The sequence below is a fragment of the Edaphobacter modestus genome, assembly GCF_004217555.1.
GTDB lineage: Bacteria > Acidobacteriota > Terriglobia > Terriglobales > Acidobacteriaceae > Edaphobacter > Edaphobacter modestus.
On sequence record NZ_SHKW01000001.1, the window covers coordinates 1,069,134 to 1,088,168 of the forward strand.

Genomic DNA, 19,035 nt, shown 5'->3' on the forward strand with positions numbered 1-19,035 from the left:
GATGAAATGCTAAAGTCATAACGGAACTGCCGATGCCTCACTCTGCTTCGAAACCCAAACAAAAACGACAGCGTGCAGAGACTGTGGAAGTAGCCTGGCTTCTGAAGGCGCTCGCCGCCATCTTTGTGGCCGCCGCCGTATGCACCTACCTGACGCTCTGCTTTCTCTTCTATCGGGCGCAGTGGCAGGTGGTGCTGCATCCGGTTCGCACTTCCGTTCAGGAATTAGCCCAGAGCTCTCTGATCCATTTCGCGCCGGGAGATTCGGGGCAGCCACAACTTACAGGTAAGTGGCTGGCTGCAGACGTGGATAGCCGCTATGGAGGACTCACCATCCTGTTCCTCTCCGCAGGCGACAGAACGGAAGCGGCCTTTGCGGAGACACAGACGGCCCTCCAGCGCGCAGGTCTCAATGTCTTTGCCTTTGACTATCGTGGCTACGGTCAGAGCGCAAACGTCCATCCGGATCAGCGCCGTATGACCGAAGACAGCGAGGCCGCCTGGAACTACCTGACGAACACCCGAAAGATTCGCGGGGAAGCGATCATCCCCTATGGCGTCGGCGTGGGGGCGTCGCTGGCGACAAGCCTGGCTATGACCCATGCGGAGATTCCCGGTATTATCCTCGATTCACCCTATGCCGATCTGGATGAGGTCGTTGGCCAGGATCCCCGCTTCCGGCTGCTGCCTACCAGTCTTCTGTTCCACGAAGACTTTCCGCTGACGGAGCCTCTGTCGCGGCTTCAAAAGCCAAAGCTTCTGATAGCACGCGATCATGGCACAACGGCCACCGCCTTTCGCACGGCGGCAGAGCCAAAGATTACGGTTTCGCTCGACGCGAGTTCCGACGGGCTCTTCCATGAGGCCGTCACCCGCTTTCTTGACCAATATGGAGTCGTGCCTTCTGCGGCACCCGGAGAGACAAAACTGCGCTGAACGGTTCCCGATTGCGCTAGGCTCGAAGGTATCCCCTGATAGGCGGAAACTATGTCTAAATCACTGAATAATCTGCAGCCGTGGGGCGCTTTTTTTCTCCGGCTGGTCCTCGGGGCCGCAATGGTCTATCACGGCTATGGCAAGGTAATCCCCGCAGGAGGATTTCATGGCGGAAATACCTTTGCTGCGATCGAACACCACAGCCGCTTTGTGGCTTCGCTGGGACTTCCATATTGGATGGGAACTGTCTCTGCGCTCGCGGAATTCTTCGGCGGGATCCTCATTCTTCTGGGACTCTTTACCCGGTTCGCTGCATTCCTCCTGGCCATCAACATGCTCGTCGCGGTCGTCATGGTCAACCGGCATCACGGATACGCCGGTTCCGAGTACTCCATGGCATTGATGGTGATCGCGCTTATGCTGCTTTTCTATGGAGCTGGGGTGTGCTCGCTGGACCGACGACTCGGTTTTGCCTGACAACCACCTGATTATAAAAGGCGAGAAGGCCCCCGATACACTGGAGGCCTCACATTGGGTGGGGGAGTTTGTTGCGGATAGGTGAAGCCGAAGCTGTGGGGACCGCTAACCTCGGCGTTTATGTGCTACATCCAATAAGACGCCAAGGGCAATGAAAAGTTGTGTGGGTTTCTTACATTTTTTTGAATATGCAACTGGAGGGTATTCTAAAAACGGGATACGCCAGAAGCGGGTAGCGAGGTTTAGCTAGCCCAGAATCCCGAGGAACCCGGAACGTTCGAGAGCTCCCCCAGGAAAGACAAGATCAAGGTTCCGGCTTCCAAGCGAATGTGCCGCCGCTTCTCCAAGGACTCTCCTAAAATCTGTGGTTACAGCAAGATCCCGGCCTTCGTTCAACCTTTCGTTATCCAGTCCAGGCCACTGACCATAGACCTTTCCACCTCTTACATCTCCCCCTAGAACGAACATCACATTCGCATGTCCGTGATCAGTTCCCCCGGTCCCGTTCTGGCGAGCGGTACGGCCAAACTCCGACATGGTAACTAAAGTGACATTACCAGCGTCGCCATCCATATCTTTCCAGAAGGCGGAGATGGAGTCGGAGAACTCGCGGAGCCGATTGGCAAGTTGTCCCTGGCTATTTCCCTGATTTTGATGGGTATCCCACCCTCCAATATCGGAAAACGCTGCCTCCACACCGAGGTTGGACTTCAAAAGCTGGGCGAGCTGCCGCAGGCTGTTGCCGAAGGAGGTTCCTGGGTAGGTCACCCCAGTCGCCGGCTGGTATTTTGAGGGGTCTGCCGCCCTAAGCATCTTGACGGCCTCGAAGGTCTCCCGGCCGGTGCCATGCAGGATGGAGTTTGAGCTGGAGTCGTACATGGCCTGAAAGGCATTGCTGATCGGCGAGGCCTGCTGGCCCTGACCTGCAATGGAAAAGTCCTTCAGGTGGTTCATTGCGATCGCCGGCACACGCCCCTCAAGCGTTCTGGGCAACTGAGCCCCGAGAGCCACGGCACGAAAGGGTGACGAAGCCCGATGGCGATCTTCTTCCTGCAGCGCCCGGTTGAGCCAGCCATCCGCAGTGACCTTCACTCCTGGCGTTCCACTCTCCATATAATCCTGCGCGTCGAAGTGGGAGCGGGTCATGTCAGGCGATCCAGCGGCATGCACCATCGCCAGATGGCGCTGATCATACAGCGGCTTGAGCGAAGCCAGGGCGGGATGCAGGCCGAAGAAGCCGTCCAGGTCCAGCACCTCCTGCTGGCGGATCGCGATGGAGGGGCGCATGGCGTAGTAGTTCTTTTCGCGGTAGGGCACGACAATATTCAATCCATCGGCCGCTCCCCGCTGAAACAGCACAATCAGCTTTTTATTGTTGGCCGCCGCTGTAGTTGCCTGTGCCATCACGCTGCGCGCAAGGAAGCTGGGGATAACGGAGGTTCCAACCAGCGCTAGTGCGCCGTCCTTCATGAAACCCCGTCTTGTGATGGATGGATTCGCCATGAGACCTCTCGTGGAAGCAGTCAGTGCCGATTGCTAAAGTCCTTGTCTTAACAACTCCATCTCCGGGCGGATGTTTCGCCAGGCCCAACAATCTTCACACACATCCTGGATTCAAAATGCGGCGAGATCGGCAATTGCTTCATAGATGTCGTGGGACTGCGGAAGAATGACATCCTCGAGAAGAGGTTGATAGGCGACGAAGGTATCCATGGCAGCCACGCGACGCACGGGGGCATCGAGATCGTGGAAGAGCTCGTCGGCAATGCGCGCTGCGATCTCGGCACCATAGCCCCAGCTCATCATGTCCTCATGGGCGATGATGACGCGGCTGGTCTTGCGCACGCTCTCGGTGACGGTCTCCCAGTCGTAGGGGGCCAGGCTTCGCAGATCGATCAGTTCCACATCGATGCCTTTGTCACGATGAATCTTTTGTGCGGCCTGCAGCGCTCTCGGAACCACAGCGCCATAGGTCACGACCGTAATGTCTTTTCCTGGCCGCACGACATTCGCCTTTCCGAACGGAATCGTATAGTCCGGGCCGGGATAGATTGCCCTGCCGAAGGTCTCACGGTAGAGGCGCTTGTGCTCGAGAAACAGGACGGGATCGTCGCAGCGGATGGCGGTACGAAGAAGGCCCAGAGCGTCGAGTGCGTTCGAGGGCATCACAATGCGCACGCCGGGCGTGTGCGTGAAGATGCTCTCGCCTGACTGCGAATGATAGATGGAGCCGCCGGTGAGATACCCCCCTATGGGAACCCTCATCACGAGCGGGCAGCTGAAGCCGTCGTTCGATCTCCAGCGCAGGACGGCCATTTCGTTTCTCATCTGGTGCATCGCCGGCCAGATGTAGTCGAAGAACTGGATCTCGACGACGGGTTTTAGTCCGCGCACTGCCATACCGATGGCGCGGCCTACGATGTTTGCCTCAGCAAGTGGCGAGTTCCACACACGATCGTTGCCGAATTCGAGTTGCAAGCCGGAGGTCAGCTTGAAGACGCCTCCCTTCCCTTTCAGCTTGCCTTCTCGCAGCGGCTGATCGCGTGTGGCATCGGCGACATCCTCTCCGAAGACGACGATTCTGTCGTCGCGGCGCATCTCGTCCTTGAGGCAGAGATTGATCAGGTCAGCCATCGTACGTTCGTTCCGGTCGGCCGTGATCTCCGGCTGCCGCTCAAAACGCCGATCCATCGGTGTCAGGTTTTCGGAGTAGACGTGACGCAGGATGGTGTCGGGAGTGGGGAGCGTGGCCATGACAGCCTTATCCGCGGCGCGCTGCACCTCTTCATCGACCTGCCGTTCGAGACGATTGATCGCTTCGGCGTCCAGAATTCCCTCACGGAGAAGCCACATCTGCAAACGTGAGATCGGGTCGCGCAAGGCGTCCGCCTCAAGCTCTGCGACGGTGCGGTAGAGTCGCTCATCATCGCTCAGCGAGTGCGAATAGGGACGAATGACGTGTCCGTGCACCAGAGCGGGTCCCTTGCCTGCACGGCAATACCCCACGGCCTCAACCATCGCGTTGTAGCTGGCGATAGCGTCGGTGCCGTCAATTTCGGCGAAGTGGAAGTTCGGAAAGTTCGCCACCAGGTGCGAGATGTTTCCACCGGGAGTATTCGCCTCCACCGGCGTGGAGATGGCATAACCGTTGTCTTCCACGACGAACAGAACCGGCAGCTTGCCGTTACTCGCCGTATTCAATGCCTCCCAGAACTCACCCTGACTGGTTGAGCCCTCACCGATCGAGACATAGGTGACCTCATCGCCATGAAAGACGACGTCCTTGAACTGGCGATACTCTCCGTCGTGCTTTGCGGCCGCTTCAGGATGTTTGGCGAAATAGCGTCCCGCTTCGGCGCAACCGACGGCATGCAGGCACTGGGTCGCAGTCGAGGAAGACGGGCTGACGATGTGCAGCTTCGGACTGGACCAATGCGATGGCATCTGACGTCCTCCGCTTGCCGGATCGCTTGCTGCACCGACGGCCTGCAGGAACTGGTCCTCGACGGTATTGCCGAGAGCCAGGCAGATGGCGCGGTCGCGATAGTACGGAAAGAACCAGTCGTAGCCCGGCCGCATCGCCATACCTGCCGCCACCAGCAAAGCCTCGTGACCCGCACAGGAGATCTGGAAGAAGATTTTCTGCTGACGTTTGAGAACGATCTCGCGATCGTCTGTTCGCCGGGAAAGATACATCAGCCGATAGAATTCAACCAGCTGCCCCCGCGTAAGCGTGGTTCCGCTTACTGCACCAGCAGCCTTCTTCTTTTCGGCAACTCCACTTCCAGATTGACGGGCCATGCACTTTATCCTGGGCCAGCGCGAAACTCACGCTCCCGAAGAAGATTGTACCGGTTATGCAACCGAATTGAGTTGCACCGGGCACACAGGAATAAGCGAAACCAAGCCATGATGTCAACACTCTCTCACGCTGGACTCTAAAAAATTGAGTACCGGTATACGGGACCTGCGACACCTGCGTTGGCTGTGAGGGCAGGTCGATGGCGAGATCCTGAGTTTCGTCAGATCTCACCATCGACCTGGGTTGTTCTAGACAAACAGTGGAGCAAGAACCAGTGTGATGGTCGCCAGAAGTTTGATGAGCACGTGCAGGCTGGGGCCAGCGGTGTCCTTGAAGGGATCGCCCACCGTGTCGCCAACGACGGCTGCTTTGTGTGCCTCACTCTTCTTTCCGCCATACTGCCCCGTCTCGATAAACTTCTTCGCGTTATCCCAGGCGCCGCCGCCGTTGTTCATCAGCATGGCAAGGAGAACACCGGAGATCGTGCCCACCATCAACAGGCCGGCTACCGCCTCCGCTCCGGCAAGGTTAACGGCGTGACCGGCAATCGCCGGGACAGGAAGAATGGTTCCGGGGGCATAGACAGTCGTATTGGCGTGATAGCTGGGGCTGAGGTGCCGGAAGATCAGCCCGACCGCCACCGGCAATCCAACCGCGAGTAGACCTGGGACGACCATCTCACGCAGTGCGGCCCCGGTGACGATGTGGACGCAGCGACCGTAGTCCGGCTTCGATGTCCCCGCCATAATTCCCGGATTCTCACGGAACTGTGCCCTTACATCCTGAACGACCATCTGCGCAGTACGGCCCACAGCCTTGATGGCGAGCGAGCTGAACAGGTAGGTCAGCATCGCACCCAGCAGCGCGCCGACGAAGACAGGGACCTGAGCGAGATTGATATCGGTGAAGCTCCATCCTGCGGGCATATAGCCCCCTGCGCTCAAAACCTTATCGGTGACGATGGTCTTGATCTCCTCGAGATATGCGGAGAAGAGGAGGAACGCCGCCAGGGATGCCGACCCTATGGCGTATCCCTTGGTAAGCGCCTTGGTCGTGTTGCCCGCTGAGTCCAGCTTGTCGGTGCGCTCGCGAATCTCATGCGGCTGATGCGACATTTCAATGATGCCGCCGGCGTTGTCAGTGATAGGACCGAAGGTATCCATCGCGAGAATGTAGGCAGCACAGCTCAACATGCCCATCGTTGCGATGGCAGTGCCGTAGATGCCCTTCTCGTACTCGCTGATGCCGACGATGCCAGCCAGCCCGCGCACACCGAAGTAGTAACTGAGCAGAAGCGCGGCCGAGATGACAATGACGGGAACTGCCGGGGTCTCCATGCCCACGGCGATACCGCTGATGATGTTGGTTGCCGGTCCGGTCAGCGAAGCCTCGGCGATGGATTTTACCGGACGATAGATCGACTCTGTGTAGTACTCAGTGATCCACACAAAGAGGAATGCCGTCGCCAGACCGATAACACCGCAGCCCAGGAGCCAGAGAGGTTCGACCGCCGGTCCGTTCAGCATGGTGTATACCGCGCCCGCAAAGCCGAGCAGAGCCAGCCCCGACGTGAGATAGAAGCCGCGGTTGAGTGCGTGCATGGGATCTTCGTGCTCACTGCACTTCACCACAAAGACGCCGGCGATGCTGGCGATCAGGTTGACCGCGTGCACGATGAGGGGAAAGAGGATTCCCTTGATGCCGAAGACGGGATACAGGGCAGCGCCGAGGACCATCGCGCCCACGTTTTCGGCGGCAGTGGACTCGAACAGGTCGGCTCCACGGCCGGCACAATCGCCGACGTTGTCTCCAACGAGGTCCGCGATTACTGCGGGATTGCGGGGGTCGTCCTCCGGTATTCCGGCCTCCACCTTCCCTACCAGATCGGCGCCCACGTCCGCGGCCTTGGTATAGATGCCGCCTCCGAGCTGGGCGAAGAGCGCCACAAGGGACGCCCCAAAGCCGAAGCCCACCAGCTGGTACGGCACAGCCCTGGGATTTTCAAGACCACCGAAGAGGAGAAACAGTACTCCGATACCAAGTAGCGAGAGCGCAACAACCACCAGTCCCGTGACTGCGCCTCCGCGCAGTGCCATCTGCAGGGCCAGGTTCAGGCTCGTACGAGCCGCCGAGGCGGTGCGGATGTTGGCGCGGATGGAGCAGTACATCCCCGTGTATCCAGCGAGCGCAGAACAGATCGCTCCCGTCAGAAAGCTCACCACCGTCTTGACTGCGTAAGGCGCCGTTCGATCCGACATGTGATAGCCGATGAAGAGTACTACTGCCAGGATGATTGCAATCACGCCGATCGTCCGGTACTGGCGCTTCAAAAAGGCCTCGGCGCCCTCGCGGATGGCGTTTGAGATCACCTGCATGTCCGCGGTTCCGGCATCAGCAGCGATTACGGTGCGGGCCAGAGCTACGGCTGCGACCAGCGCAAGCATTCCTACCCCAAGCGCGATCCAGAGCCATATCCGCCCATCACTTGCATCTCCCGTCGCAGGTGTGTAAGGAACCTGCTCTTGAAACAAAATAGCCAAAAGGCTTACTGCATGCATGCAAAGGTCTCCTTGAATCAGCAATCTGCATCTTCAGCGGACTTTCCTGGGTTGGCTCCGCAGAGCGGCCAATTAGAGCATGCTGCCTCAAACAGGGTCAATGCAGGGCCTGATGCGTTCTTCAAACCCGAGCCTGCCTGATAAACCAAAGTAATAACACATTCTTTCGCGCCGACTACGCCGAGTTTCTTTTTTGCCGATCAGAAGATCAGCCCAAACGATCGAGGTGCTGTTCGTGCCCGCTTCTTTCCTTCGCCGTCTCCATCTCTGCGCATTGCTCGCGGCCGCGCCAGGACTCTTCTCTCAGTCGTCGCAGAGTACATCGGTAAATGCATCGGCGGATGCGATCGTTCCCAATCGGTATCTGGTGGTCTATCGGGACGGCATTGTGCCCTCCGATGCAGACGCCCGTGCTCAGGCGATTGGCGCACACTTGATGGAGCGGCACGCACGATTTGGTATCGCCGCCATTCAGACGCTTCAGCGTACCTCGCATCCCAGGCTGGCGGGCTCGTCCGCGCAAGCGGCGACCGAAGACGATGCAGCGGCCATGCGCCTTCTGGCTGCGCAGCCGGACGTGGAATTTGTGCTCCACGATCGGATCGTGACCGCGCACCATCTCCGCGTGCAGCCAGTAGCGGATTCCATCTTCTCGGTTGCGGTGGGTGCCTCCAGTTTCGACACCTACTACAACTCGCCGCAGGGATGGGCCGTGCGCCAGGTAGGCGGCTACGGCGGCAGCATCCCCGGAGGCCCGATCCACGGGCCCTGGGATACGACACGAGGCCAAGGCGTCCGCATCGCCATTCTGGACAGTGGCGTGGACGCCTCACACCCAGATATCGCGCCCAACCTCGCGTTGAATCTCTCGGACGTCAACCCGGCCGAGCTGCCCAGCGTGTGCGACAGCGGGTCGCCCCAGGATCAGGACGGGCATGGAACCTGGACCGCTTCCCTTGCTGCCGCAGCGCTGGGCCCCGGCAGCGGGAAGACCGTGGGAGTTGCGCCCGCAGCAACACTGCTCAACATCAAGGTGCTGGAACGGATGCCCGCGACAACCGGAACGAGCGATCAGGCTCGTTGCAATGCTGGAGAGGCGAGTGGCCTGCTGAGCTGGGTAATCCAGGGGATCGACGATGCGATTGCCAACCATGCCGACGTCATCTCCATGTCGCTTGGCACGATGCTCGATCTCTCGACTGGCGACGGAGCTGGAACGAAGACAGCATTTGACCGCATTACCTATGCGGCCGCTCAGGCAGGTGCGGTTCTTGTAGCGGCGTCTGGCAACGACGGGACCAACCTTACCAACCCTCGATATGTCGAGATTCCCGCACAGTCTCGCGGCGTGCTTGCCGTAGTCGCGTCAACCAATCCTGAATGCACGGAAAACATCAGTGCGGGATCGACCTGCGTGGCGGGCCCGTCTTCGCTCGCCTACTACAGCAACTATGGAGCGCCGCTCAATGCACTCGCGGCTCCAGGAGGAAGCTATCCTTCCGGTGGTGACATGGATGTCAGCGGGTGGGTGCGCGGAGCCTGCAGTTCCGGGCTTCCGGGCACGCTGTCGGGAATGCCTTCTGACTCCGCCCACAGCTTCGGATGCTTCAATCTCGGCCATGCTGCATACGTTCAGGCTATCGGGACCAGCGCTTCTGCTCCGCTGGTAGCCGGGGCCGCCGCCCTCTTGCGTGCCGCCCATCCGGACTGGCCCGCCGCCACCATCGTCGATACGCTGCGATCCACGGCCATACCGGGAACCTCGACTCTGCCGTTTCCACAGGTGAGCGTGGCTGCGTACTTTACGCAACCATAACCATAACGGCAGAATCAGCCTTTCATCCTGTCCTTGACGCTTCGGGCCAGTTTTTCAATCTCCTCGGCTCGTTTGCTTACATCGGCCGGCGAGAGTTGCTTTTCGTCCTGAAGCTGCTGTTTAAAGTCGTTCACCAGACCCACCAGCTTGTCGGTGTCCGACTCCAACCGCCTCTGACGCTCGTTATTCCGCGAGCGTGCCTGCTGCTCGGCTATGCGCGAGCCGAGAATATCCGGACCTGCCGATGGATCGCCACTCCCCATCGGCCCGGTTGCCCCCATCGGAGGGAAATTGGATCTGGAAGGGACCTGCTGAATTGGAGGCAGAGTACCGCCTTGCCTCTGGCCCTGCCCAGCTACCAGCGAACTTCCTAAGGCAACCAAAATCCACGTGCCGGTGAACCGTAGTCTCTTCATACGGCCTCCTCCTCTCGCCCTTCGCCAATTGCATCCAATCGTGAAGTTCCTGCATGCTGGAGGGACACAACTCCACTGCGAAAGCGAGATGCCAGTATCATGCTCCATCTGGCCACGGCCCTGCAAGGAACACCCCAGGAAGAACGTCTCTCCTACATCGTTTCCAACCAATGGCATCAGTATGTTGTTGTCTTTGTTCGCGATAAGGCGCCGCAACTTGTTGCTGTTCTTATTGTCGCCTTTATACTTCTGCGGCTCGTTCGGTTCTTCGTAACACGATTGCAGCGGCGGGCGGCGCAGCAGGTGGGCAACTTTCATCGCGCGGCGCAGATGCGCACAATGGCGTCAATCCTGCGAGCTACCTCCTTTGGAGTCATTGGTTTCCTGGCTTTCCTGCAGATTCTGACTCTCTTCGGCATCCCCTACGAACCGCTTCTGGCGTCCGCGGGAATTCTCGGTGTGGGCATCGGCCTGGGTGCACAGTCTATCTTCAAGGACATGCTGAACGGCATTTTTATTCTGTTGGAGGATCAGTACAACGTCGGCGAGGTGGTCGCCATTGCCGGTTTGAAGGGCACCGTCGAGGATCTCTCCCTGCGCAGCACGCGCCTTCGCGATGGAGACGGCACGCTCTACGTCATTCCCAACAGCCAGATTGCAACAGTTTCCAACCAGTCACGAGACTTCTCCGTCGCGCAGCTTTCGGTTTCAGTCGATGCGAGCGCCAATCCGGACCACGTTATGGATCTGCTTCGAAAGCTGGCGGACGGGGTTCGCGGAGACTCCGCCTTCAAAGATGTCGTCATATCCGACCCGGAGATTCTTGGAGTCAACGAAATTCGCGGCCGCGAGGTCATCTATCCCATCAATATCCGGGTTCGCGTGAATCAACGGGACGGCGTGTTGCGTGAGCTTCGCCGCCGCATCATCCTGGCTTTCGAAAAAGAAGGCATCCCGCTGGGCATCTCGTCGAACATGCTGGTGATGCAGCAGAAGGCTGATCCCACTGCACCTCCGGCAGCTCCGACACTCGGGGGGTAACATCAGCCCTTTTGCAATGTCGTCCAGAACGAAATCTGCGCGCGCGACAATCGAGTCACAGCGTCCTACAAAGTTCGAGTCAGGGATTCCATCAGTTCTTCGACTGTCTTTACTGGAGGCAGACACCCTCTTCCGGTGCAAACAACGGCTATGCTCTCCAACGATCCATCCTTGATGCCGGGCAGATGAGGGAGTGTCTCTGCTAGCGATGGAGGAAGCGAGCTGAGCTGCTCTCTTCGCAGACGAATGACACTCTTATTAGCCGCATAGGGCGAGCGCGCAGCCGTCTCGAGCTGGCGTGCCTGTGCGTCCTCGCCAAGGATAATGATCTGCGCCGGTCCCTTCACCATGCGCTGCAGCGCGAGACCATAACTGGCTGCGAAAAGGCCGAAGTGTTCCACGATTCCGGCAAAGGTCTCGAGCGTCTCGAGTGCCTTCGCAGTGTAGTCGTCACGGTCGTTGAGGGCTGCAAGGCGAAGCAGCAATGTAGCCGCAATGGAGTTTCCCGCCGGCGTGGGCGAATCCTGCAGTGGCTTCCTTCGTACGGTCAAAGCGCCTAGCTTCTGCTGGCCCGCGGCCGCCATCTCGGTGTCGAAGAAACCGCCACCAACGTTGTCATAAAAACGGGTAACGAGTGCTTCCGCGATGTTTTGGGCGGCGTCGTAATAACGCATCTCCCCAGTGGCCTCCCACGCATCGAGCGCGGCGTTGCCGAGGAAGGCATAGTCTTCGAGTGATCCCGCAACCCGCTGACCACCGACACCTTCTCCATAGGCGACGACGTGCGCCAGCCCGGTATCGTCCCACGCAGATGCAAGCACGCGGTCCAGAGACTTCAAGGCGAAGTCGCGAACCTCGGGCAGGTCGAGGATTCGCCCCCCTTCAAGATAGGCCGAGATGCACATCCCGTTCCAGCCGACGTACATCGTCTTGTCGATATATGGGATCGGCCTCTTCTGGCGCGCGGCATACATCTTCGTCTTTGCCGATGCGAGAAGATCTCTCGCCACGTCGAACCCGATGCCGTTTGCCCTGGCGATGTTCTCGAACGTCGTCCGGACATGCAGCACATTCTTCGCCGGGTTGTGGTGCATGTCCCCGATCTCGCCAATATCGTAAAACGCTCCGGCCATCGCGAACTCCTCAGGTGTGAGAACGGCTGCAGCCTCCTCGCGGGTCCAGGTGAAGTAGTCGCCATCGTCATCGAGCGAGAAATCTGCGTCCTGCGAGGAATAGAAGCCCCCGTGCTCACGGTCGCTCAGCCATTCGTCCATCCAGCGGATGATCTCTTTCGCTACACGTGCGCACTCTGGCTCGCCAAAGCTCTGGAAGGCATGGGCATAGTTCTTCAGCAGCTCGCTGTTGTCGTATGCCATCTTTTCAAAGTGGGGAACCACCCAGCGGTCATCGACCGAATACCGATGGAATCCTCCGGCCAGATGGTCGTAGATTCCTCCGCGAGACATCTTCTCGAGCGTCACCAGCGCCGCCGTCTTTGCCTGATCGGCTGTCTCTGGAGCGGCCAGCGAAGAACCTCGCGATGCGACGTCGAGCAGAAGATCGATGGCTCCGGAATGGGGGAACTTCGGTTGCGACCCGAAGCCTCCCGACCGCGCGTCGAACTGCTTCAACGCCGAATCGATCAGCTTGGCGACCAGCTCGGGCCCCGGATTACCGGCCCGGCCCATGAATGATTCACTATGCTCGATCGCGGCCATCACACTGACGGCGGAGTCGTCCACCTCTCCTCGCTTCTTCTGGAAGGCCTCTGCCATCGTCAGCAGAACGCGCGGGAGCCCGGGCCGGCCATGCCGATCCTCGGGTGGGAAGTAGGTTCCGCCGAAGAAGGGCTTCCCATCAGGAGTCAGGAAGGCGGTCAGAGGCCATCCTCCCTGTCCGCTTATAGCCGAGACAGCAGCCTGATAACGCGTATCGACATCGGGACGCTCGTCCCGGTCCACCTTCACGGCCACAAAATGTTCGTTGATGAGCTTTGCCGTCTCGGGATTCTCGTAGGACTCCCGATCCATGACATGACACCAGTGACACCACACGGCGCCGATATCCAGAAGGACCGGCTTGTCCTCGGCCCTGGCGCGGGCAAAGGCCTCCTCACCCCACTCGTGCCAGTTTACCGGCTGATGGATTGCGGATCGCAGGTAGGCGGAGGCTGCATTTGCAAGTGCGTTTTCCGACGGTGTCTTGTGTCCTTCACTCATACCTTCAGTGTAGTGCAGCGATGGCGATCAAATCTCTGGTGGCCCGCTCACTTCGTGTACAAACAAGAGAGCCCGGACATCGTCCGGGCTCTCGTACAAACGTCGCTCTCAGCTTACTGCGGAGGAGCGGCTGGAGCGGTCGACAGGGGCTGCGGCGTCTCCTGTGGCTTCGGCGCGGTAAGTCCGGGAATCGCCAGCGGATGGGTGATATTCCCCGTCGCGGCATCCACAATGTTGATGCCATACTTATCCAGCAGAGTGGAGAGAAGCTGCCCAAGCGCCACACGATCCTTTGCGTAGACCGCTGTCGCCGAGATCAGGTTGTTGGCGGCGATTGCCAGGTTCCTCTGCTGCTGCAGAACCAGCGCTGTTGTCGAAGCTCCAAGCTTGTATTTTTTCTGTTCCGCATCCAAACTCTGCACCGCGAAATCGCGCGAGGCCTGCGCCGCCTGCACCTGGGCGCGGTCGTTGGTCAAAGCGTATTGCCCGTTGATCACATTGATCCGTGTCTGCGTGTAGAGCTGCTGCAGCCGCATCTCCGACTGACGATATTCCATCTGCGAACGGGCCTGATCCGCCTGTGCGATGCGGTTGCGCAGCGGAATGTTGATGTTGACGCCTGCCCCCTTGTCCGGGTATTTGCCATTAAAGGTGTTACCCAAGACATCGCTGTAACCGCTTTGAGGAATGTTGCAAGGGATCGGGAGGCCAGTGTTGGGATCCGAACAGGTCACGACTGGATTTTGCTGACCACCCAGTGCCGACCCGCCGTAGAAAGCATACGCATTCACCGTCGGAAGCAGATTGTTCTTGAAGGCCTTGATCGTAATCTCGTTGTTCTTCATGTTCAGCGCGGCCTGTTCGATCTGCGGATTGTTCGCATAAGCCTGCCTTACCAGATCTTCAATAGGGGTATCTTCCTCAGGAAGACGGTCCAGGCTAATTCGATCGGTCGGAATCACTGGGGCGTTCGAGAGTTGGGGATCGTTCAGGTTGCGAGCGATCGCCTGTTTCATCAGAAGCTGCTGGTACTCAAGATTGGTCTGCGAAGCGACCAGGAGCTGTTTATCACTCGCCACGGCTGCATCGGAGTTCACTACATCCAGCGGAGCTAGGGTACCGATCTCAAGCTGCCTGCGATTGTCTGCCGTTAATTGTGTTGACTGCGCAAGTGCCCGTTCTTTTGCCTGCTCATCTTCATAAGCACTTACCAGGCCCCAGTAGATGTCCTCTACCTGGGTAACTGTAAACAACAACTGCTGGCGGAAGGCCGAGTCCGTAATACGACGGTCGTTCCTCGCCTGAAGCATGAGACGCCCGTTGAGTCCCGGACCGAAGCCCTGCAACAGATTCTGCGTGACTCTGGCCTGAAACAGGGAGTTCAGCTGCGGGCTGTAATTGGAACGAATACTGTTGGTTGTTGAACGTGAATTATTGAAGGTGAAGTTGAACGTCGTCCCACTTATAAATCCCTGCTGGTAACCGAAGTTATACGTGCCGGTATTCTGCTGCAGCGTATCGGTACCGGTGATAAAGGTCGTCGTCTGTTGAGTATTGGCGGCCTCATATTGCAGCTGTCCGGTCAACACAGGGTCCAGATTTATAGGGAGCGGACCGCCGCCGTTGGTGCTCAAAACGATACCTGTAGCACCCGCTGCTCCGCCGCCGACTGCGGTCGACGTGCCACCGGGGCCGCCGCCGCCCGTAACCGTCTGCGTCGTTCCGCCGATCGTTCCCTGCACCAGACCGGTGTTGACACCGCGAATGGTGCCGCCGGCTTTGGTCCGGAGAATATCGGTGTCGGCGATATCCAGATTGATTCTTGCGATCTCTATGTCGTAGTTGTTCTGGAGCGCCAGGGTGACCGCATCATTCAGGCTCAGGTAGATCTTGCCGTCGCGCACCAGCTGATCCAACTGGGGGGTATTTCCAAGGCGCGCCTGGGGAACGTTGGTCGCGGTGTAGGGTGCGATCGGGTTCCACAAGTGGCTCTTCGGCTTGGTATAGTCCACCTCCGTGTCCCTCAAAAAGAAAGGCTCGGTCGGCTTGGGCAGAGGAGCCTGTGGAAGGCCAGGTGTACCCGTTGTGTCCGTAACCACCGGCTGTTCTGGTGCAGGAGCGGTCGGGCTGGTCTGGGTCTGGGGCTGAGGATTTGTCTGCGGCTGTACGTTCGTCTGCTGCGCCACCAACGGCTGTGTAATCACGCTCATCAGCAGCAGTCCGATGCACGCTGCTGCCTGCATATCCCTTAGTCTCACGATGCGATCTCCAAGCTTCCCTTTGATTCTGACCGGGCACTCCCCCACTCGGGAGAGAGCTCACCGGGATACTTTCCCTTGTCAGCCCCATCACGACCGAGGACGGGGCGCGACCGTTCTTTTTACTTTCCAGTGTTTTACTAAAGACGCACAGTGCCTTGCTTAGGACTCTTTAAAGATGATGACCCGCTGGTTACTCCCTGCTGATGTGTTCGAGAAAAGGTACGACTGGGCACTGATACGCACACCGGCGCCATTTCGTTCCGGGGGCTGCCCGAAAAATTTCTGTTTCGTAGCCCGCTAAGTATAGCAACCTTCGTTTGTTAGTTGGCGTTAGAACCTTGCCCGGACCCGATCCCGTCCCATTTCCCGCACCCGCCGTGTTACCGTCCAATCTGTCCCATGCCTCACTGGAAGCTCACGATTGCCTACGATGGCACCCCCTATCACGGCTGGCAGATACAGCCTGGCCTGCCTACCGTTCAAGGCACTCTCGCTGTGGCACTGCACCATATTACCGGCGAACGGGTGCTCCCCCAGGGCTCCGGCCGCACCGATACTGGAGTTCACGCGCTGGCGCAGGTTGCGTCCTTCGTGCTGGAATCTCCCATTCCGGCAGGGAATCTGCAGCGCGCTCTCAACCATATCCTGCCTGCGAGTATCCGGATTCTATCCGTCGATTCCATCCCGCAGGAGTTTCACGCTCGCCACAGCGCACGGCGCAAGACCTATGAGTACCGTGTCTCTCCACAGCGGATCTGTCCCCCGACGCTGGCCCCGTTTGTCTGGAATTGCACCTGGCCTCTCGACCTTTCCGCCATGCAGCAGGCCGCTGGGAACGTTATCGGCACCCACGACTTCACCTCCTTTGCCGCCACAGATCCCGACCTGGCGGCTCGCGGTGGTGCGGAGGGGGAGGAATGCTCCTCCCTGCCCGCTGGGAGGACTGCGATTCGCACCATCTTTGCCTCCGATTGGAATCTCGAATCCGAATTGCTCATTTATCGTGTCACCGGCTCCGGCTTCCTTCACCACATGGTGCGTAATCTCGTTGGAACCTTCATCGACGTCGGGCGGGGACGCACTCCCGCTACCTCCCTTCCGGCTATCCTTGCTGCTCGATCCCGATCGGCCGCCGGCCCAACCGCTCCTCCCCAGGGACTCTTTCTTGTCACTGTCGATTACGGGCCCGGGGACGAATCGCGCTAACCTTCAAAGAACCAATGTCTGCCTCCGCCCATCAACGCATCTCCAATCTGGCAGCCCTTACCGCGGTGCATCGAGCCTTTCACTGGCTTCACCTGCACCAGCCGCAGGTTCGCCGCTGGCTCCTCGAGATGGTTCGAATCGCCGCCCCGCCCTTTGGAGAACAACCCCGGGCAGCCTGGTTTCTAGAGCGTTTCCGTTCGCTTGGGCTCGCGAATGTTCACCTGGACGACGAAGGCAATGCGCTGGCCGAGCTCGCGCCCGAGGGCGATTCCGACTCAGCCTCGCCGGTGATCCTGCTATCGGCGCATCTCGACACCGTATTTCCCGCAGGCACACCATGCGAGCCCATCGAGCGAACCGATAGTTCGCGTATCCACGGTCCAGGCGTCTGCGATAACGCGGCGGGGCTATCCGCGTTGCTGGCACTCGCCGCTGCCCTTCGTCATGCGCGCATCAATCCTCCGGCGACGATTCTGTTTGCCGCAAATGTCGGAGAGGAGGGCGAGGGCGACCTTCGCGGCATGCGTCATCTCTTCCAGCATGGCCCGTATCGCGGCCGCATAGCGGCAGCCATCGCTCTGGAGGGCAGCGGCACGGCTGTAGTGACCCGTGCACTCGGCAGCCTGCGCTTCCGTTTCACCGTTGCAGGCCCCGGCGGCCACTCGTGGTCCGATGCCGGAACACCCAACCCCATCCTTCTGCTTAGCCGCGCGCTGACCGCCATCTCCGACCTTCCGCTCCCTTCCGCTCCCCTTACCACTCTCAACGTCGGTTTCATCTCTGGGGGAACATCGGTCAACTCGATTCCCTCCTCCGCCAGCGCTCTTATCGAACTTCGCTCGAGCGAGGCCCACCCTCTCCATCAGGCTGCCGTCGAAATCCGCCGCCTCGCCGACGAGGCTGTCGCCCCCTTCGCATCGACACCCCATCCGCCAACCCTTCTGCTGGAACCCATCGGCGACCGCCCCGCCGCCGCCCTGTCCAACGATTCGTCTTTGATCTCGACCCTTCGCGCCGTCGACCGCCATCTCAACCTCAACACGGAGCTGCGCCTGGGATCGACCGATGCCAATCTTCCACTCTCGCTCGGAGTTCCCGCGCTTGCCATCGGAACCGGTGGAACCGGCGGCGGCATCCACACTCTCGAAGAGTGGTATGACCCGAATGGCCGGGAGATCGCCCTGCGTCGCATTCTTCTTCTTCTACTCGCGTCCACGCAGATTGCGCCGCAACTCGCGCTCGAATGGTCGGCTGCGGGATCCGACGCCGCCGTCCCGCGAGAGCCCTGAAGTCGTCGCGGCCTCCGCTATCTTTGAGATAGATCTGCACCTCTCAGGAGCCATTTGTCCCGACTCACTCCATCTGCGCTCGCGCACCTCTTGCTTCTCGCGGTCGTTGCCCTCTGGGGTTTCACCTTTGTGCTGGTAAAGGATGCCCTGCACGATGCCTCCCCCCTGCTCTTCAATCTGCTTCGCATGAGCCTGGCTGCAATGGCTCTGGCGATCATGAATCATCGCCAGCTCCGCAAGATCTCCCGCCGAACCGTCGCGGCCGGGGCGATCGTCGGCATCTTCCTTGCAGCCGGTTATCAGTTTCAGACCGCCGGGCTGGCCCGAACGACAGCGGCGAAGTCCGCCTTCATCACGGGTCTTGTCGTAGTCTTCGTTCCGCTTTTGACGGCGATCCCTGGGCTGCGTCCTCAATCGGCTCCCGCTCCGGGGATCGTTACCGTCCTCGGAGCGTTTCTTGCTTTCAGTGGGCTGCTGCTTCTCACCACCCCCACGGGAACAAGGTGGTCGAATCTCTTCAGCTCCATCGGCCCCGGGGATCTGCTGACTCTGTTGTGCGCAATCGCCTTTGCCGGACACCTGCTCGCACTGGCTCACACGTCGCCCCGTGTGCCCATTCCTCAGCTCGCAACGCTGCAGATCCTGGTCGCCGCCTTGATCATGGCGGTCACGCTGCCGTTCGGAGGCCCCGTTTCTCTCTCGATAACGCCCCGCCTGGTCGTTGCTGTCGTGATCACGGGTCTGTTCGCCACGGCGGCAGCCTTTACGATCCAAAGCTGGGCCCAGCAACATCTTCCCCCGGCACATACAGCTCTTCTGCTTACCCTGGAGCCTGTCTTCGCCTGGCTAACCTCATTCTTCTTTCTCGGCGAACGCCTCAGTTCCCGCTCCCTCACGGGGGCGCTCCTGATCCTGACTGGCATACTGCTCACAGAGCTTCTCCCTTCCCCCTCACCCATATCGGAACATCCGCTGTAGAAAGTGCACGAGCCCGGCGGTCCACAAGATCTGTCCT

The 19,035-nt window shown here is 59.4% G+C and carries 13 protein-coding genes; 7 read left to right on the forward strand and 6 right to left on the reverse strand.

Annotated elements, in window-relative coordinates; translation table 11 throughout:
- Positions 1-32 precede the first annotated feature (32 nt).
- Both BDD14_RS04460 and BDD14_RS04465 read left to right on the forward strand, forming a co-directional pair.
- The gene (locus BDD14_RS04460) at positions 33-935 is read left to right on the forward strand and encodes an alpha/beta hydrolase (protein WP_130417745.1); all 903 of its coding nucleotides are present in this window, start codon (positions 33-35) and stop codon (positions 933-935) included.
- Positions 936-986: 51 nt separating this feature from the next.
- Positions 987-1,412 carry a DoxX family protein gene (locus BDD14_RS04465; protein ID WP_130417746.1) on the forward strand — a complete coding sequence of 142 codons (426 nt, stop codon included), beginning with the start codon at positions 987-989 and terminating at the stop codon, positions 1,410-1,412.
- Between the two features lie 246 nt (positions 1,413-1,658).
- Here the strand turns inward: BDD14_RS04465 and BDD14_RS04470 are convergent, their stop codons facing one another.
- From BDD14_RS04470 to BDD14_RS04480, 3 genes are all read right to left on the reverse strand, one after another.
- Positions 1,659-2,915 (reverse strand): DUF1501 domain-containing protein, encoded by a 1,257-nt coding sequence (locus tag BDD14_RS04470; protein WP_242617734.1) that lies wholly within the window; start codon positions 2,913-2,915, stop codon positions 1,659-1,661.
- Between the two features lie 111 nt (positions 2,916-3,026).
- Positions 3,027-5,213 (reverse strand): alpha-ketoacid dehydrogenase subunit alpha/beta, encoded by a 2,187-nt coding sequence (locus BDD14_RS04475; protein ID WP_130417747.1) that lies wholly within the window; start codon positions 5,211-5,213, stop codon positions 3,027-3,029.
- Positions 5,214-5,462: 249 nt separating this feature from the next.
- On the reverse strand, positions 5,463-7,772 hold the full coding sequence (locus BDD14_RS04480) for a sodium-translocating pyrophosphatase (protein ID WP_130417748.1): 2,310 nt from the start codon (positions 7,770-7,772) through the stop codon (positions 5,463-5,465).
- 235 nt (positions 7,773-8,007) lie between these two features.
- Between BDD14_RS04480 and BDD14_RS04485 the strand changes: the two genes are divergently transcribed.
- Entirely contained in the window at positions 8,008-9,588 is a 1,581-nt protein-coding gene (locus BDD14_RS04485; RefSeq protein ID WP_242617735.1) for a S8 family peptidase, read from the forward strand.
- Positions 9,589-9,602: 14 nt separating this feature from the next.
- On the opposite strand, the gene BDD14_RS04490 is transcribed toward BDD14_RS04485, so the two are convergent.
- Entirely contained in the window at positions 9,603-10,004 is a 402-nt protein-coding gene (locus tag BDD14_RS04490) for a hypothetical protein (RefSeq protein ID WP_130417749.1), read from the reverse strand.
- Between the two features lie 99 nt (positions 10,005-10,103).
- On the opposite strand from BDD14_RS04490, the gene BDD14_RS04495 reads away from it, so the two are divergent.
- Positions 10,104-11,045 (forward strand): mechanosensitive ion channel family protein, encoded by a 942-nt coding sequence (locus BDD14_RS04495; RefSeq protein ID WP_130417750.1) that lies wholly within the window; start codon positions 10,104-10,106, stop codon positions 11,043-11,045.
- A gap of 65 nt (positions 11,046-11,110) precedes the next feature.
- Here the strand turns inward: BDD14_RS04495 and BDD14_RS04500 are convergent, their stop codons facing one another.
- Entirely contained in the window at positions 11,111-13,264 is a 2,154-nt protein-coding gene (locus tag BDD14_RS04500; RefSeq protein WP_130417751.1) for a thioredoxin domain-containing protein, read from the reverse strand.
- A gap of 113 nt (positions 13,265-13,377) precedes the next feature.
- Positions 13,378-15,522, reverse strand: a complete 2,145-nt coding sequence (locus BDD14_RS04505) for a TolC family protein (protein WP_341273290.1) — start codon at positions 15,520-15,522, stop codon at positions 13,378-13,380.
- Positions 15,523-15,924: 402 nt separating this feature from the next.
- Here BDD14_RS04505 and truA point away from each other — a divergent pair, with 402 nt between their 5' ends.
- Genes truA through BDD14_RS04520 form a run of 3 tightly spaced genes read left to right on the forward strand, consistent with a single transcriptional unit; the run spans position 15,925 to position 18,998 of the window.
- The gene (truA, locus tag BDD14_RS04510; protein WP_130417752.1) at positions 15,925-16,731 is read left to right on the forward strand and encodes a tRNA pseudouridine(38-40) synthase TruA; all 807 of its coding nucleotides are present in this window, start codon (positions 15,925-15,927) and stop codon (positions 16,729-16,731) included.
- A 14-nt stretch (positions 16,732-16,745) separates the two neighbouring features.
- Entirely contained in the window at positions 16,746-18,020 is a 1,275-nt protein-coding gene (locus BDD14_RS04515) for a M20/M25/M40 family metallo-hydrolase (protein WP_130417753.1), read from the forward strand.
- A gap of 54 nt (positions 18,021-18,074) precedes the next feature.
- Positions 18,075-18,998, forward strand: a complete 924-nt coding sequence (locus BDD14_RS04520; protein WP_130417754.1) for a DMT family transporter — start codon at positions 18,075-18,077, stop codon at positions 18,996-18,998.
- The last annotated feature ends 37 nt before the right edge of the window (positions 18,999-19,035 follow it).